Origin of the sequence: Pseudomonas gozinkensis (assembly GCF_014863585.1) — a bacterium.
GTDB classification, from domain to species: Bacteria; Pseudomonadota; Gammaproteobacteria; order Pseudomonadales; family Pseudomonadaceae; genus Aquipseudomonas; species Aquipseudomonas gozinkensis.
The window spans coordinates 4,086,940-4,101,163 of the sequence record NZ_CP062253.1 but is presented as its reverse complement, the minus strand read 5'-3'; the positions used below and the strand labels follow the sequence as shown (position 1 = coordinate 4,101,163).

The following is a 14,224-nucleotide window of genomic DNA, read 5'->3' as shown; positions in this document are numbered from 1 at the left end:
CGGGCGAGGGTCGCTGAACTCACTCAATCAAACGCTTCTGGAAGAAATGCCGCTTGTGCCCCAGCGGATAATCCAAAATCTCGCCACACTCGGTATATCCCAGTTTTTTGTAGAACCCGGGCGCCTGAAAATCAAAGGTATCGAGCCAGATCCCCACGCAGTCTTTTTCCCGGGCGAATTCCTCGACCATGTTCATCAGCTTCGAGCCGATGCCCTGTCCCCGGCCTTCCTCCGGCACTGCCAGCAATTCGATAAACAGCCAGCGATAGAACGTGTGCCCATAGAGGCCACCGAGGATCGCGTCGTTGTCGTCGCGCACCAGCAACGCGACCGGTTCGTACAGCGAAGGCCCGGCTTTGGCGATGTTATGGGCACGCAGGGGCGCCAGGATGGCTGCGCGCTGTTCTTCGGTGGGGTCCTGTGACAGCTCGATCCGCAACGTCATGTTGTCTTCCTTGTAGTAATGAATCGGCAGCCTATCGCGCCGCAGCCGATTGAAGCAATCGCTTGGAACCGTCGCTCCCGCGCCGGGGTCTAGCCCTTTAGGGCGTCCATCCGGAACGCGTTTGCCTGGGAGATTCCATGAACATTTTCGAAGCCCTGCGTGAAAGCCACGACCGTCAACGGACTTACGCGAAATCGTTGATCAAGACCAGCGGTGACACCCCGGAAAGGGTCGAGGCCTACAAGCAACTGAAGGCTGAGCTTCAGGCCCACGAAACGGCCGAAGAGCGCCATTTCTATATCCCGTTGATGGAGTTCGACAACGGTATCGACCTCAGTCGCCATGCCATTGCCGAGCACCATGAAATGGACGAAATGATGGAAGAGCTCGACGAGACCGAGATGTCCAGTCCGGCCTGGCTGGCCACGGCGAAAAAGCTCTCGGAGAAGGTCCATCACCACCTGCAGGAAGAGGAGCAGAAGTTCTTCCAGATGGCCGGCAAGCTGCTCGACGACAAGCAAAAGGAACAGCTCGCCGGGCAGTATGAAAAGGAGTTCAAGGCGCAGCTTCCCTGAACCGGTGAATGCAGGTTTTTGTAATGACGCGGTGTAGTCTTTTTGCCATGCGTCGGGTGAGTGTCGTCGTAATGCACTGTGTTTATATACAGTGTTTTCGGCATTTTTCGAGTTTCGCCGAGGCAGACTGCGACAAAACCGCCGATGGACAAAAAATCCCCCTCCGTTAGCTTGAGGGCCTCTCCTCGGACAGGAGAGTTCTTAAATCAACGGAGTGAAAAACATGAACCAACCACAAGCTCAAACCCAACTGCGACACGGTCGCGTCATTTCACCTGCAAGCCGCGGCGCGGTGGCCATCGAGCAAGGATTGCTCGGCGGCTGGCAGGTCAATGAAATGGAAGGCGGCAAGAACTTTCCGGAACTCGCGGCCGGTCCGTTCCCGGCGCCGTTCGAAAGCGACAACCCGAGCGTCGTACCGCCGGCTGACGGCTATATTCTCAGTGGCGGCAAGAACGACGCACGTGACTGTGTGAACTTCACCGCAGAAGAAATGAGCAAGAAACTCGGGCGTCCTTTCTCCTGGCCGCTGCTAAATGTCACTCCCGGTCAGACCCTTGAGGTCAAATGGGAGTACACCGCGCCGCACACCACCCGCGGTTATCGCTGGCTGATCACCAAGGATGGCTGGGACCCGCAACAACGCATCACCCGAGCGCAACTGGAAGCGCAACCCTTCGCCGAGGATTTCTATCCGCAAGTGCCGTACTACAGTCATTCGGCGGAATTGAAAGCCAAGGTCAACCACGCCGTGAAACTTCCGGGCAACAAGCAGGGTCATCACGTCATCGTCCTGATGTGGATCGTCGCCAACACCGGCAACGCCTTCTATCAGGCCTTCGATGTGGACTTCAAATAAGCCCGCAACGTCAAACCCACACGTTCTGAAGGATTAGAACATGTCAAACATCGACTTCACCCTATTGAAAAACCAGGCCAGCGACGCGGCGTCGCTGATGCCAAGCCTTGCCGGCAAGAAGATCCTCATGGGCTTCTGGCACAACTGGCCGGCCGGCCCGAGCGACGGTTACCAGCGCGGCCAGTTCGCCAACATCGCGCTGGAAAACGTGCCCAAGGAATACAACGTGGTCGCGGTGGCCTTCATGAAGGGCAGCGGGATTCCGACCTTCAAGCCGTTCAACGTCTCCGATGCCGAGTTCCGCCGTCAGGTCGGGGTGCTCAACAGTCAGGGGCGGGCCGTGCTGATTTCCCTGGGCGGTGCCGATGCGCACATCGAGTTGCGCGCCGGTCAGGAGCAACCGCTGGCCAACGAAATCATCCGGCTGGTGGAAACCTACGGTTTTGATGGCCTGGACATCGATCTTGAACAGAGCGCGATTGATTTCGCTGCCAACAAGACCGTCCTGCCGGCCGCGCTGAAACTGGTCAAGGATCACTACGCAGGCCAGGGCAAGCATTTCATCATCAGCATGGCACCGGAGTTTCCGTACCTGACCACCTCCGGCAAATACGTCGGTTACCTGCAAGCGCTGGAAGGCTATTACGACTTCATCGCTCCGCAGTTCTACAACCAGGGCGGCGACGGGGTCTGGGTGCCGGAAGCCAATAACGGCAACGGGGCGTGGATCGCCCAGAACAACGACGCGATGAAAGAGGACTTTCTCTATTACCTGACCGAGAGCCTGGTGACCGGCACCCGCGGCTTCACGAAGATCCCGGCGGACAAGTTCGTGATCGGCCTGCCGTCTAACGTCGATGCCGCTGCCACCGGTTACGTGATCGACAAAACCGTGGTCGGTAACGCGATGAAACGCCTGGCGGTCAAAGGGCATCCGATCAAGGGCCTGATGACCTGGTCGGTGAACTGGGATAACGGCACCAGCAAGGATCGCGTGCCGTACAACTGGGAATTCAGTCGGCGTTATGGACCGCTTGTTCACGGGGCGCCGTCTGCGGCGCAGGGCACTGATGCAGCAACGATGAATGTGGCTCATCAGTAGTCAATGAAGAAAAAGCCCGGTAGCGCTGCCGGGCTTTTTTTCGTCGGCGGTTCGCATCATTTCACCTACCATGGCCATCTTCCGATGACAAAAAAGGATCAGGCGTCATGTCCAACACAGCCGAGCGGGTCAACATCGTCGATACCCAGGTGTTGTCCCACGACTGGTATCTGCTGAAGAAAATCACCTTCGACTATCACCGCAACAACGGTGACTGGCAGCGTCAGACCCGCGAGGTCTACGACCGTGGCAATGGCGCGGCGATTCTGCTGTTCAACCGCGAGCAACGCACCGTAGTGCTGACCCGGCAGTTCCGCCTGCCGGTGTTCGTCAACGGTCACGACGGTCTGTTGATTGAAGTGGCGGCCGGATTGCTTGAAGGCGCAGCGCCGGAGCAGCGTATCCGTGACGAGGCCGAGGAAGAAACCGGTTACCGCGTGCATGACGTGAAGAAGGTGTTCGAGGCCTACATGAGCCCAGGCTCGGTGACCGAGAAATTGCACTTTTTCATCGCTGAGTACGATGCCTCGTCAAAGGTCAGTGAAGGGGGCGGTCTGGAAGAGGAAACCGAAGAACTTGAAGTACTGGAGTGGCGTTTCGACGATGCGCTGGCGGCGTTCCAGCGCGGCGAGATCTGCGATGCCAAGACCATCATGCTGTTGCAATATGCGGCGATGAATAACCTGTTCGGCGGTTAAAACAGATCACCGGTTTTACCGATGTCCGACCACTGGCCACCCTCCAGGGTCAGCAAGCGCTCCTTGGCTTCCAGGCCTCCGGCAAAACCGGTCAGTTTTCCTGAGGCGCCGATGACTCGATGGCACGGCGCAATGATCGAAATCGGATTGCGCCCGTTCGCCGCGCCGACGGCACGCACCGCGCTCGGGTGGCCGATCTGTTCGGCGATCTGGCTGTAGGTGCGGGTTTCACCAAACGGAATGGTCAGCAACGCGGCCCAGACCTTTTTCTGGAACTCGGTGCCGGCAAAGTCCAGTTCCAGATCGAACGCGTTTCGCGTTCCTGCAAAATATTCTTCCAGCTGTCGCGCGGTATTCATCAACACCGGATTGTCCGGTGCTTCGCTCATCGGCCCCAGGCGCACCCGGTTGGGTTTGTCGTTTTCCCAGAGGATGGCGGCCAGACGTGAACCGTTCGCGACCAGCTTCAACTCGCCGACGGGCGAGGGCAGGGTGATGAACGTGTAGGCCATGGGAAAAACTCCTGGTCGGGGCGGAAACAGCGCCCAGCATACTGCCGGATCGGGGAGGCGCAAATCGCAATCGCGACCATACTGGCTGATGCTCTTGAAGCGCTTTCCTACCTTATAAAAAGAAGAGACCGACTCATGAAGTACGAACCTTTTGCCAAATCGCTGATGGCGACCTCGTTGGCGCTCAGCTGCCTCATGGCCCACGCGGCCTCGGTTGCCCCGGTCGCCGCCGAAAACGGCATGGTGGTCACCGCCCAGCACCTGGCTACTCACGTGGGCGTCGACGTGTTGAAAAGTGGCGGCAACGCGGTGGATGCGGCGGTCGCCGTGGGTTATGCACTGGCGGTGGTTTACCCGGCGGCGGGCAACCTCGGTGGTGGTGGTTTCATGACCATTCAACTGGCGGACGGACGCAAGACCTTCCTCGACTTTCGCGAAAAAGCCCCGCTGGCCGCGACGGCCAACATGTACCTCGACAAGGACGGCAACGTCATTCCGGACCTGAGTACCCGTGGCCACCTCGCGGTCGGCGTTCCCGGCACCGTGTCTGGCATGGAACTGGCGCTGAGCAAGTACGGCACCAAACCGCGCAAGGAGATGATTGCCCCGGCGATCAAACTGGCCGAAGAAGGTTTTGCCCTGGAACAGGGCGACGTCGAGCTGCTGGAATACGCCACCGACGTGTTCAAGAAGGACATCAAGGATTCCGGCGCGATCTTCCTGAGCAACGGCGAGCCGATGCAGGTCGGGCAGAAACTGGTGCAGAAGGATCTGGGTAAAACCCTGCGCACCATTTCCGAAAAAGGCGCCGACGGCTTCTACAAAGGCTGGGTGGCCGACGCCATCGTTACGTCCAGTCAGGCCAACAAGGGCATCATTACCCAAGCCGACCTCGACAAATACAAGACCCGCGAACTGGCTCCGGTGGAGTGCGACTATCGCGGCTATCACGTCGTGTCAGCACCGCCGCCAAGCTCCGGCGGGGTGGTTATCTGCCAGATCATGAACATCCTCGAAGGCTATCCGATGAAGGATCTGGGCTTCCATTCGGCCCAGGGCATGCACTACCAGATCGAGGCGATGCGTCACGCGTATGTGGATCGCAACAGCTATCTGGGCGATCCGGATTTCGTGAAGAACCCCATCGAACACCTGCTGGACAAGAACTACGCAACCAAGCTGCGCAACGCGATCCAGCCGCAGAAGGCCGGGGTGTCGGCGGAACTCAAACCCGGCGTTGCGCCCCATGAAGGCAGCAACACCACGCACTATTCGATCGTCGACAAGTGGGGCAACGCGGTCTCGGTCACCTACACCCTAAACGACTGGTTCGGTGCGGGCGTGATGGCGAGCAAGACCGGGGTGATCCTCAACGATGAAATGGACGACTTCACCTCCAAGGTCGGCGTGCCGAACATGTACGGCCTGGTGCAGGGCGAAGCCAACGCCATCGCTCCCGGCAAGGCACCCCTGTCCTCGATGAGCCCGACCATCGTCACCAAGGATGGCAAGGTGGTGATGGTGGTCGGTACACCGGGCGGCAGTCGCATCATCACTGCGACATTGCTGACCATGCTCAACGTCATCGACTACGGCATGGGCCTGCAGGAAGCGGTCGATGCACCTCGTTTCCACCAGCAGTGGATGCCGGAGGAAACCAACCTCGAAGACTTCGCCGCCAGCCCCGACACGAAGAAGATTCTCGAGAGCTGGGGCCACAAGTTCGCGGGCCCGCAGGATCCCAACCATATCGCCGCTATCCTGGTCGGTGCACCGTCGCTGGGTGGCAAACCGGTCGGCAAGAACCGCTTCTACGGCGCCAACGATCCACGGCGCAACACCGGGTTGTCATTGGGTTACTGAGCGGAGTAAAAAGGGGGCGGGCACAGGTCCGCCCCTGTCTCAAGGACCGATCAAGGAAGGCTCACCATGACCACCGCATTGCTGATCATCGATGTCCAGCGCGCCCTGTGCACGGGCGAATACGAGTGCCACGACGCCAAACGGGTAATCGACACCATCAACGCCCTCAGCGCCCGCGCGCGCCAGTCGGGTGTGCCGGTGGTGCTGATCCAGCACAACGAAAAGGACAGTCCGTTTGCCCACGGTGCCGAGGGCTGGCAACTGGCTGACGGCCTGGCCACCGCGCCCGGCGATCTGCGCGTCGACAAGACCGCCAACGATTCGTTTTATCAGACCAACCTGCAGAAACTGATCCCCCGGGAAGATTTCGACCGCCTGGTGATCTGCGGTATGCAAACCGATTACTGCGTCAACGCCACCGTGCGCCAGGCCCATCAGCTGGGCTACGACGTGGAACTGGCGGCCGACGGGCATACCACCGTCGACAACGGCACCATGAGTGCCGAAGACATCATCGCCGAACACAACAAGGACTGGGCGCACCTGACCGGTTCCGTGGCGCGGATCGATGTGAAGCCGGCGGCCCAGATTACGTTCTGATGGTTATTGCAGTCATTGTGGGAGCGAGCTTGCTCGCGATGGCATTCGTTCAGTTACCGATGATGTTGAATGTGCTGTCCTCATCGCGAGCAAGCTCGCTCCCACACTGACGCGTGTGAGTCACGCTATTCGCAACTGCCGCACCACGGCCTGAAACCGCTCCGACGCCACCCACTGCGGATTCGCGTCCTCCACCAGCAACATGATCCCCAGGTAATGCTCCAGGTGCAGGGTAATCACCTGCCCATCCACTTGTAGATCCCAGTAATACTGATCCAGACCGCTGGCCTGGGTTGTCCATGTTCCGTTCAGCGTTTGTTGGAGTTCATCGGCAATGCGCTTGAAGAGTACTCGGTCCGAACTGTCCGACAGGTGAATATCTGACTCGGCCATTTGTTGCTCCTTGAATGACGGCGGGGCGGTCGACGGCTTACTGTCGCTGCCTGAAATCAAGTTGCAAACATTAATTTGCGAACATCACTCACCGGCTCGGACACCACTCCGCTCAACACCAACCGCGTAATCGTCTGCGCCGCCACCGCATAATCCTCATCCTGCGGCACTTCCCGCCCGGTGATGCGCCCCATCTGCCAGCCAATATTGGTGTAGGTACGCGTCGCCGACCAGATGAACAACATCAAGTGCTCGGGATCGACTGGCGCCAGCAGCCCGCGGTCGATCCAGCTGCGCAGGCACTCGACATTGCGCCGGGCTTCGCCGTGCAGCAGGTCGCGACATTCGTCGGGCAACTGGCGGCCGCCGAGCAACAACTCGCCGCTGAATACTTTGGCGATCGCCGGATGCTCGCGGGCGATGCGGATGCGCGCGGCGACGTAGGCGCGCAGGCCGATTATTGGATCGTCGCTTTCACGCAGCACCGCCGAGGCTTCCAGCAACGGTTCGACGAAGCCGAGCAGCACTTTGCCGTAGAGGTTTTCCTTGCTCTGGAAGTAGTAATAAAGGTTGGCCTTGGGCACACCGGCGCGGGCGGCGATGTCGCGGGTCTGGGTCGCGTCGAAGCCGTTGGCGGCGAATTCTTCACTGGCGGCGGCCAGGATCAGTTGCTGGTTGCGTTCGCGGATACTGCTCATGGACGGCATGGAGTGTCTGGCCATTTCGGGTTCGCAATATACAAAACTATATAGCGATTAAGCCAGCGAACTCGTTCCTCGGCGCTATGCTGGTTTCAATTTCAGTAACATCAGGAAAATGACAATGAACCTTCAGGCACTGCGCGCCACGACGATTCACCTCGACGCGGTGGCGAAGCTGTTCGACGCCTATCGCGGTTTTTATGGCCAGCCGTCGAATCTCGAGCAATCGCGAGCCTTCATTGCCGAGCGCATGGCCGGCGATGAATCGGCGATTTTTCTGGTTGAGGATCAAAGCGGTGAGGCGCTGGGTTTCGTGCAGTTATACCCGTCGTTTTCCTCGATTGACGCCCACCGCACCTGGCTGCTCAGCGACCTGTTCACCGCGCCGGCCGCCCGTGGCCGAGGGGTCGGTCGATTATTGATGAACACCGCCCGCGACTTCGCCGTCGAAACCGGTGCCAAGGGCCTGGTGCTGGAAACCGCCACCGACAATTTCACCGCCCAGGGTTTGTACGAATCACTCGGTTGGGTGCGCGATACGGGCTATTACACTTACACCCTCGATTTGCGCCAAAGCTGAGCCGGCGCAATCTTTTTCATGATTTTCCCGAATCAGGTCTTTTCCCGAACGTAGACGATCACTAGAATCCGCCCGGCGCTCCGCAATGGAGGCTCTTTGATATCACTTTTAGGGAAGACATCATGCAATTCGGGAAAATCCTGGCGCTGGGTCTGGTGCTCACCCTGGGCGGCTGTGCCAGTTTCACCCAGGACGAAGTGGCCCCGGTCACGCTGCCATCGATGGCCAGCTATGCCAACAAGCCAAACGTCTATGTCGATTTCGACTTCTACCAGGGCGAGCCGAAAAGCGCTTCCGCCGTGGAAATGCCACAAGCTCGGGACATGCTCAAACCGCAATTGCAAACCGTCCTGAAGGATTCCGGTTTGTTCGGTCGTGTCACCTTCGACCAGTTCGAGAAGCAGCCAGGTGACTACAGCCTGCGCCTGAAAATGTACAACCATCCACCGAATGGCGGTCAGATGGTACTGGCGTTCATCAGTGGTCTGAGCATGACGATCATTCCGGCCTACGCCACCGATCAGTACACCATGAGCCTGGAAACCCTCGATCAGCAAGGCCAGCCGTTGTCCACCGCCAGCAACCATGACGCGGTCGGCACCTGGATGGGCATCTGGTTCCTGCCGCTGGCGTTCAATACCCCGAAAGCGGCGGTGACCGATACGTTCACTCGGCAGGTCAATGCGTTGCTCAAGGAATGGGCCGACAGCAACCGTCCGAAATATTCGGGCATCTGACTCACTCCAGCGAGTGGGCACAAAAAAAGAGCCGCAATCGCGGCTCTTTTTTTTGCCCCTTACTTCAGGGCCTGAATGAACTGTGGATCGCTGTACAGATTCTTCAGCAAGTCCTGCAGCATCGGGTTGTAGGCGTTGGCCGCGTTGGGAATCGCGATAAAGCCGAAAAAGCTGCTGTTCCACTGATGGCTGACATCTTTGGTGGCGTCGTACACCACATCGTTGCCATTGCGCAGGGTGAAGCGTGCAGCGATGGTGCCGTCACCGGTGCCCATGCCGGCGTTCAACTGGTTTTTTACCACCAGCACTTGCAGATGACGCGACGCCTGCGGATCGAGCAGACCGGCCTTGCGCAATTCTTCGGTGATCGCGTCCTGGATATGCGCCGGGATGCTCCCTGTCGGCGACTTGATCGGATTGGCGCGGACCATCAACGAGCCTTCGCCCGATTCAGCGGTGACCTGCGGATTGCTGATCGCGTGCAGCGGCGGGGTTTGCTTGAGCTTCTGAACGTTGTCGAAGCTTGGCTCGTAACGGGTCATGGTCATGCCACAGCCTTGCAGGAGCAGAGCAAACAGCGGGACCAACAGCAGCGTTTTTTTCACGGCAGTTCCTTGCGCGTTGAAGAGGGGGGGCGAATTATGGGCAGAGTGCCATCATTGGGCAACTCTGTTTGCCTTCCCTCATTCAGGCTGCCGCAACAAACCCTCGATCTGTGCCAGTTCCCAGGTACTCAGCAGACTGACCGGATCAGTACCGAAGCGTTGCCGGGTGTCGAGCGTCCATTCACGGCCGTCCGGGCAATGACAATCAGCGCAGTGATGCAGACGCTGGTCGTCGAAGTCGAGTCGCAAGTGCCAGCCTTCGATATCGACTGAAACCTGCCCGGTTCGCATGCCTGTCACTCGCAAGGCGCACACGCCCAGCGCGGCATCGCGCAATCGCTGGCACACTTCGCGGCTGGTCAATTCGGTCGGCATTCGGGGCTCCACTGGCAAAAACTGCGCGCCAGCATAGAGCGCACGCCGGCGGTTGTCAGCGATGACTGGCCCACGCCGGTGCATTTGCGTAACATCCGCAACCCTCTTTTTCCGCGGCGCTCTTTTGCGCAAATGCATGCGGCCGCGCCCGTCGGCCGCTCTGTCAGGTAAGCCATGAAACCGATTCGTCTGCGCGCCGATGTCCTGGCCGGACTCACCACCTCGTTTGCCCTGTTGCCCGAATGCATTGCGTTTGCGCTGGTGGCTCACCTCAATCCGCTGATGGGCCTGTACGGCGCCTTCATCATTTGCACGCTGACCGCGCTGTTCGGTGGCCGGCCCGGCATGGTCTCCGGAGCGGCCGGTTCGATGGCCGTGGTGATCGTCGCGCTGGTGGTGCAACACGGCGTGCAGTACCTGCTGGCGACGGTGTTGCTCGGCGGCTTGATCATGATGGCGTTCGGGCTGTTGCGCCTGGGAAAACTGGTGCGCATGGTGCCGCACCCGGTGATGCTCGGGTTCGTCAATGGTCTGGCGATCATCATTGCGCTGGCGCAACTGGAGCATTTCAAGAGCGGCGAGCAGTGGCTCAGCGGCACGCCGCTGTACCTGATGACCGGGTTGGTGCTGCTGACCATGGCCATCGTCTACATCCTGCCGCGCCTGACCCGCGCCGTGCCGCCGGCGCTGGTGGCGATCCTCGGTGTCGGTTTGCTGGTCTACCTGCTCGGCCTGCCGACCCGCACCCTCGGCGACATGGCACACATCGCCGGCGGCCTGCCGAGGTTCGCGCTGCCGGACATTCCGTGGAATCTCGACACCCTGCGCGTCATCGCGCCCTACGCGATTCTGATGGCGCTGGTCGGTCTGCTGGAAACCCTGCTGACCCTCAATCTGACCGACGAAATCACTGAGACCCGTGGCTACCCGGATCGCGAATGCGTGGCGCTGGGCGCGGCGAACGTAGTCTCCGGTGCGTTCGGCGGCATGGGCGGTTGCGCGATGATCGGCCAGACCGTGATCAATCTCAGTTCCGGCGGGCGTGGGCGTTTGTCCGGCGTAGTGGCCGGGGTGCTGATTCTGCTGTTCATTCTGTTTCTGTCGCCGCTGATCGAGCGGATTCCGCTGGCGGCGCTGGTGGGCGTGATGTTTGTGGTGTCGCAGCAGACGTTTGCCTGGGCTTCGCTGCGGGTGCTGAACAAAGTGCCGTTCAACGATGTGCTGGTGATCATCGCGGTAACGACCATCACCGTGTTCACCGATCTGGCCACGGCAGTGCTGTGCGGGATCGTCATCGCGGCGCTGAACTTTGCCTGGCAGCAAGCGCGCGAGTTGTACGCCGATGAGCATCTGGAAGCGGACGGCAGCAAACTCTATCGCCTGCACGGCACGCTGTTTTTTGCCTCGACCACGCCGTTCCTCAATCAATTCGACCCGGCCAGTGACCCACAACGGGTGACGCTGGATTGCCGGCACCTGAGCTTTGTCGATTATTCGGCCATCGCCGCGCTGAAAACCCTGCGCGAACGCTACGCCAAGGCGGGCAAGCAGTTGCAGGTGTTTCACCTGTCCGAACGCTGCAAGAAGTTGCTGAAACGTGCCGGGGTCGATCACGACTGACGCGTCCGACGCAGTACAAAATTCAATGTGGGAGCGAGCTTGCTCGCGATGGCGGAGTATCAATCGACAAAGATGTTGACTGATCCACTGCCATCGCGAGCAAGCTCGCTCCCACAGTTTTTTGCATTACGCTGGATTTTCGATTGCCGGGAAATCGACGTCGGTCAGCGCCACGTTATTCAGGTAGTTGGTGAGGGTTTGCGCGGCGACGACCGCGATCACTTCGATGATCTTCTTGTCGTCGATGCCAGCAGCACGGGCGGCGGCAATCTGCTCATCGCTCAAGTGACCACGGGTTTCGGTCAGTTGATGGGCGAGGGTGGCAAAAGCATTCAGCCGACCGTGACGCGCTTCGATGATTTCTTCTGCTGCCAGCCCGGCCTTGCTGGCGAACAGGGTGTGCGCTGCCAGGCAATAGTCGCAACCGTTGACTTGCGAGGCGGCCAGATACACCGCCTCTTTTTCTTTGGCGCTCAGGGAGGTCTTGCCCAGCGTGGCGGAAATTTGTACGTAGGCATCCAGTGCAACGGGTGCAGTGGCCAGGGTCTTGAACAGGTTCGGCAGGAAACCGATTTTTTTCTGTACGCCTTCAAGTGTCGGGCGAGTGGCGTCGGTGGCGGTTTCGAGGCTGAGAGGGGCGATGCGGCTCATGGTGATTCTCCGAAAGTCCGGTGCGAAGTGCGCCGGGGATGGAGTGAATGCTACGGAGCGCGACTGGTGCTTTGGGTGCAAATCGTCGAGGATATGCGACAGATCGTCCAAACCTGTCCTTGCGAGAATCAGTCATGGACCGCCTTTCTACGTTGCTCAGTCATTTCGGCGTCAATGCCGGCACCTTTCATAGCGGCACGTTCTGCGGGGTGAGCGCCTACGGCGGCGATCAGGTGTGTGGGCATGTGCATCTGTTGCAGGCGGGGGAGCTGTTGCTCAAACCGGGAAACGATCCTGAACTCTCGCTCAATGAGCCCACCCTGATCTTTTTCCCGCGCCCCATGGCCCATCGCTTGTTCGCCAATGAAGCCATGGGCACGCAACTGGTGTGCGCTTCTCTGACCTTCGATGGCGGCGCGGGCAATGCTTTGGCGGCAGCGCTGCCGGATTATCTGGTGCTGAAACTCGCTGACCTCCCGGATATGGCCAACACCCTGCAGTGGTTGTTCAAGGAGGCCTTCGACGGACATTGTGGGCGTGAAGCGGTGATGGACCGGCTGTTTGAATTGCTGGTGATTCTGTTGTTGCGCCACCTCATCAGCAGTCGCAACCAGCAACCGGGCATGATGGCGGGGCTGGCCGATCCGAAGATTTCCCGTGCCTTGAACCTGATGCACGACCAACCGGCCAAGGCCTGGAGCGTTGCCGAACTGGCGAGCGCCGCCAACCTGTCCCGTGCCGGTTTTGCTGAGCACTTCCGGCGGGTGGTGGGGCAGACACCGGTGGATTATCTGGTGAACTGGCGGATCAGCCTCGCGCAGAAACGTCTGCGCGAGGGACGGCCGATTGCCTTGATCGCCGAAGAGGTCGGTTATGAAAGTCCGTCGGCGCTGGCCCGGGCGTTTCGGCGCAAGACCGGGCTCAGTCCGCGTGAATGGAAGGTCGGCGCGAGCTGACGCCTATTTAGCGAATTTCTTCGCCCCGGCCACGCACAGAATCACCCCCAGCGTGACCACCAACATGCCCACGCTGACATGTTCATGCAGCAAAGTAGCGGCCAGTGCCAGGCCAAAAAACGGTTGCAGCAATTGCAACTGTCCGACCGCCGCAATCCCGCCCTGAGCCAGCCCGCGATACCAGAACACAAAACCGATCAGCATGCTGAACAGCGAAACGTACGCCAGGCACATCCATGCCGACAGGCTGATGCCGCTGAACGAGGCGGGCGCCAGCCACACGCTCAGCACGGCCATCACCGGCAGCGACAACACCAGCGCCCAGCAGATCACCTGCCAGCCGCCAAGGGTGCGCGACAGTTTTGCGCCTTCGGCGTAACCGAGGCCGCAGGCGAGAATCGCCGCCAGCATCAGCAGATCGCCGGTGGGCGAGGCGGTCAGGCCTTGCGAGATCGCAAAACCGACCACCAGCGAACTGCCCAATACAGAAAAAATCCAGAACACCGGACGTGGCCGTTCACCGCCACGCAGTACGCCGAAAATCGCTGTCGCCAGCGGCAGCAATCCCACAAACACGATGGAATGCGCCGACGTCACGTATTGCAATGCCAGGGCCGTCAACAACGGGAAACCCACGACCACGCCCAGCGCAACGATCAGCAATGACAACCACTGATCCCGCTCCGGACGTCGTTCGCGAAACAGCCACAACAGGCACAACGCCAGGGCGCCGGCGATGGTGGCGCGGATGACGGTGAGAAACACCGGGTCGAATTCCAGCACCGCCAGTCGCGTGGCGGGCAGCGAGCCGCTGAAGATCACGACGCCGATAAAGCCATTGATCCAGCCGCTGGTTTTTTCCAGGGCCGGGGTGAGTTGGGTGGTTCGTTCCATACGCGTTGCGCTCAGAGGTGGGTTGCGTTGAAACAATCCTAGGGACGAGAATCAGCAC

The 14,224-nt window shown here is 59.7% G+C and carries 17 protein-coding genes and 1 pseudogene; 10 read left to right on the top strand and 8 right to left on the bottom strand.

What is annotated here, in order from left to right:
* Nucleotides 1-19: 19 nt before the first annotated feature.
* Nucleotides 20-445, bottom strand: coding sequence for a GNAT family N-acetyltransferase (locus IHQ43_RS18160; RefSeq protein ID WP_192561582.1), 426 nt, complete (start codon nucleotides 443-445; stop codon nucleotides 20-22).
* 137 nt (nucleotides 446-582) lie between these two features.
* Between IHQ43_RS18160 and IHQ43_RS18155 the strand changes: the two genes are divergently transcribed.
* The 4 genes and pseudogenes from IHQ43_RS18155 to IHQ43_RS18140 all read left to right on the top strand — a co-directional run bounded on the left by IHQ43_RS18155 (nucleotide 583) and on the right by IHQ43_RS18140 (nucleotide 3,679).
* Nucleotides 583-1,020: a hemerythrin domain-containing protein gene (locus IHQ43_RS18155; RefSeq protein WP_192561581.1), complete on the top strand. Its 438-nt coding sequence runs from the start codon at nucleotides 583-585 to the stop codon at nucleotides 1,018-1,020.
* 223 nt (nucleotides 1,021-1,243) lie between these two features.
* Complete coding sequence (locus IHQ43_RS18150; RefSeq protein ID WP_192561580.1) at nucleotides 1,244-1,879, top strand: lytic polysaccharide monooxygenase auxiliary activity family 9 protein; 636 nt, start codon at nucleotides 1,244-1,246, stop codon at nucleotides 1,877-1,879.
* A gap of 40 nt (nucleotides 1,880-1,919) precedes the next feature.
* Nucleotides 1,920-2,945, top strand: a pseudogene (locus IHQ43_RS18145) (chitinase); the annotation flags it as partial.
* Nucleotides 2,946-3,088: 143 nt separating this feature from the next.
* On the top strand, nucleotides 3,089-3,679 hold the full coding sequence (locus tag IHQ43_RS18140; RefSeq protein WP_064380653.1) for an NUDIX domain-containing protein: 591 nt from the start codon (nucleotides 3,089-3,091) through the stop codon (nucleotides 3,677-3,679).
* On the opposite strand, the gene IHQ43_RS18135 is transcribed toward IHQ43_RS18140, so the two are convergent.
* Nucleotides 3,676-4,191, bottom strand: a complete 516-nt coding sequence (locus tag IHQ43_RS18135) for a methylated-DNA--[protein]-cysteine S-methyltransferase (protein ID WP_192561578.1) — start codon at nucleotides 4,189-4,191, stop codon at nucleotides 3,676-3,678. The genes IHQ43_RS18140 and IHQ43_RS18135 overlap by 4 nt on opposite strands.
* A 135-nt stretch (nucleotides 4,192-4,326) precedes the next feature.
* Here IHQ43_RS18135 and ggt point away from each other — a divergent pair, with 135 nt between their 5' ends.
* Together ggt and IHQ43_RS18125 are read left to right on the top strand one after the other, a co-directional pair.
* On the top strand, nucleotides 4,327-6,054 hold the full coding sequence (gene ggt / locus IHQ43_RS18130; RefSeq protein WP_192561577.1) for a gamma-glutamyltransferase: 1,728 nt from the start codon (nucleotides 4,327-4,329) through the stop codon (nucleotides 6,052-6,054).
* A 66-nt stretch (nucleotides 6,055-6,120) separates the two neighbouring features.
* Nucleotides 6,121-6,654, top strand: a complete 534-nt coding sequence (locus IHQ43_RS18125; protein ID WP_192561576.1) for a cysteine hydrolase family protein — start codon at nucleotides 6,121-6,123, stop codon at nucleotides 6,652-6,654.
* 120 nt (nucleotides 6,655-6,774) lie between these two features.
* Here IHQ43_RS18125 and IHQ43_RS18120 read toward each other — a convergent pair whose 3' ends face one another.
* Together IHQ43_RS18120 and IHQ43_RS18115 are read right to left on the bottom strand one after the other, a co-directional pair.
* Nucleotides 6,775-7,047 carry a DUF3630 family protein gene (locus IHQ43_RS18120; protein WP_192561575.1) on the bottom strand — a complete coding sequence of 91 codons (273 nt, stop codon included), beginning with the start codon at nucleotides 7,045-7,047 and terminating at the stop codon, nucleotides 6,775-6,777.
* Between the two features lie 56 nt (nucleotides 7,048-7,103).
* Nucleotides 7,104-7,745, bottom strand: coding sequence for a TetR/AcrR family transcriptional regulator (locus tag IHQ43_RS18115; protein WP_192565028.1), 642 nt, complete (start codon nucleotides 7,743-7,745; stop codon nucleotides 7,104-7,106).
* Between the two features lie 124 nt (nucleotides 7,746-7,869).
* On the opposite strand from IHQ43_RS18115, the gene IHQ43_RS18110 reads away from it, so the two are divergent.
* Together IHQ43_RS18110 and IHQ43_RS18105 are read left to right on the top strand one after the other, a co-directional pair.
* Nucleotides 7,870-8,328 carry a GNAT family N-acetyltransferase gene (locus tag IHQ43_RS18110; RefSeq protein WP_192561574.1) on the top strand — a complete coding sequence of 153 codons (459 nt, stop codon included), beginning with the start codon at nucleotides 7,870-7,872 and terminating at the stop codon, nucleotides 8,326-8,328.
* Between the two features lie 122 nt (nucleotides 8,329-8,450).
* On the top strand, nucleotides 8,451-9,065 hold the full coding sequence (locus IHQ43_RS18105; RefSeq protein ID WP_115078447.1) for a hypothetical protein: 615 nt from the start codon (nucleotides 8,451-8,453) through the stop codon (nucleotides 9,063-9,065).
* Nucleotides 9,066-9,124: 59 nt separating this feature from the next.
* Here IHQ43_RS18105 and IHQ43_RS18100 read toward each other — a convergent pair whose 3' ends face one another.
* Together IHQ43_RS18100 and IHQ43_RS18095 are read right to left on the bottom strand one after the other, a co-directional pair.
* Entirely contained in the window at nucleotides 9,125-9,670 is a 546-nt protein-coding gene (locus IHQ43_RS18100) for a hypothetical protein (protein WP_192561573.1), read from the bottom strand.
* Nucleotides 9,671-9,748: 78 nt separating this feature from the next.
* Nucleotides 9,749-10,045 (bottom strand): DUF7693 family protein, encoded by a 297-nt coding sequence (locus tag IHQ43_RS18095; protein ID WP_192561572.1) that lies wholly within the window; start codon nucleotides 10,043-10,045, stop codon nucleotides 9,749-9,751.
* A gap of 174 nt (nucleotides 10,046-10,219) precedes the next feature.
* Here IHQ43_RS18095 and IHQ43_RS18090 point away from each other — a divergent pair, with 174 nt between their 5' ends.
* Entirely contained in the window at nucleotides 10,220-11,665 is a 1,446-nt protein-coding gene (locus IHQ43_RS18090) for a SulP family inorganic anion transporter (protein ID WP_192561571.1), read from the top strand.
* A 126-nt stretch (nucleotides 11,666-11,791) separates the two neighbouring features.
* On the opposite strand, the gene IHQ43_RS18085 is transcribed toward IHQ43_RS18090, so the two are convergent.
* Nucleotides 11,792-12,316 (bottom strand): carboxymuconolactone decarboxylase family protein, encoded by a 525-nt coding sequence (locus tag IHQ43_RS18085; protein ID WP_192561570.1) that lies wholly within the window; start codon nucleotides 12,314-12,316, stop codon nucleotides 11,792-11,794.
* A gap of 134 nt (nucleotides 12,317-12,450) precedes the next feature.
* On the opposite strand from IHQ43_RS18085, the gene IHQ43_RS18080 reads away from it, so the two are divergent.
* Nucleotides 12,451-13,272, top strand: a complete 822-nt coding sequence (locus IHQ43_RS18080) for an AraC family transcriptional regulator (RefSeq protein WP_192561569.1) — start codon at nucleotides 12,451-12,453, stop codon at nucleotides 13,270-13,272.
* Between the two features lie 3 nt (nucleotides 13,273-13,275).
* Here the strand turns inward: IHQ43_RS18080 and IHQ43_RS18075 are convergent, their stop codons facing one another.
* Complete coding sequence (locus IHQ43_RS18075; protein ID WP_192561568.1) at nucleotides 13,276-14,166, bottom strand: DMT family transporter; 891 nt, start codon at nucleotides 14,164-14,166, stop codon at nucleotides 13,276-13,278.
* Between the last annotated feature and the right edge of the window lie 58 nt (nucleotides 14,167-14,224).

Bases quoted from the DNA above. Each gene is read 5' to 3' on its own strand.
- IHQ43_RS18120 (WP_192561575.1), bottom strand. From the start codon at position 7,047: ATGGCCGAGTCAGATATTCACCTGTCGGACAGTTCGGACCGAGTACTC.
- IHQ43_RS18155 (WP_192561581.1), top strand. From the start codon at position 583: ATGAACATTTTCGAAGCCCTGCGTGAAAGCCACGACCGTCAACGGACT.
- IHQ43_RS18135 (WP_192561578.1), bottom strand. From the start codon at position 4,191: ATGGCCTACACGTTCATCACCCTGCCCTCGCCCGTCGGCGAGTTGAAG.
- IHQ43_RS18090 (WP_192561571.1), top strand. From the start codon at position 10,220: ATGAAACCGATTCGTCTGCGCGCCGATGTCCTGGCCGGACTCACCACC.
- IHQ43_RS18110 (WP_192561574.1), top strand. From the start codon at position 7,870: ATGAACCTTCAGGCACTGCGCGCCACGACGATTCACCTCGACGCGGTG.
- IHQ43_RS18160 (WP_192561582.1), bottom strand. From the start codon at position 445: ATGACGTTGCGGATCGAGCTGTCACAGGACCCCACCGAAGAACAGCGC.
- IHQ43_RS18075 (WP_192561568.1), bottom strand. From the start codon at position 14,166: ATGGAACGAACCACCCAACTCACCCCGGCCCTGGAAAAAACCAGCGGC.
- IHQ43_RS18105 (WP_115078447.1), top strand. From the start codon at position 8,451: ATGCAATTCGGGAAAATCCTGGCGCTGGGTCTGGTGCTCACCCTGGGC.
- IHQ43_RS18085 (WP_192561570.1), bottom strand. From the start codon at position 12,316: ATGAGCCGCATCGCCCCTCTCAGCCTCGAAACCGCCACCGACGCCACT.
- IHQ43_RS18115 (WP_192565028.1), bottom strand. From the start codon at position 7,745: ATGAGCAGTATCCGCGAACGCAACCAGCAACTGATCCTGGCCGCCGCC.
- IHQ43_RS18095 (WP_192561572.1), bottom strand. From the start codon at position 10,045: ATGCCGACCGAATTGACCAGCCGCGAAGTGTGCCAGCGATTGCGCGAT.
- IHQ43_RS18140 (WP_064380653.1), top strand. From the start codon at position 3,089: ATGTCCAACACAGCCGAGCGGGTCAACATCGTCGATACCCAGGTGTTG.
- IHQ43_RS18125 (WP_192561576.1), top strand. From the start codon at position 6,121: ATGACCACCGCATTGCTGATCATCGATGTCCAGCGCGCCCTGTGCACG.
- ggt (WP_192561577.1), top strand. From the start codon at position 4,327: ATGAAGTACGAACCTTTTGCCAAATCGCTGATGGCGACCTCGTTGGCG.
- IHQ43_RS18150 (WP_192561580.1), top strand. From the start codon at position 1,244: ATGAACCAACCACAAGCTCAAACCCAACTGCGACACGGTCGCGTCATT.
- IHQ43_RS18080 (WP_192561569.1), top strand. From the start codon at position 12,451: ATGGACCGCCTTTCTACGTTGCTCAGTCATTTCGGCGTCAATGCCGGC.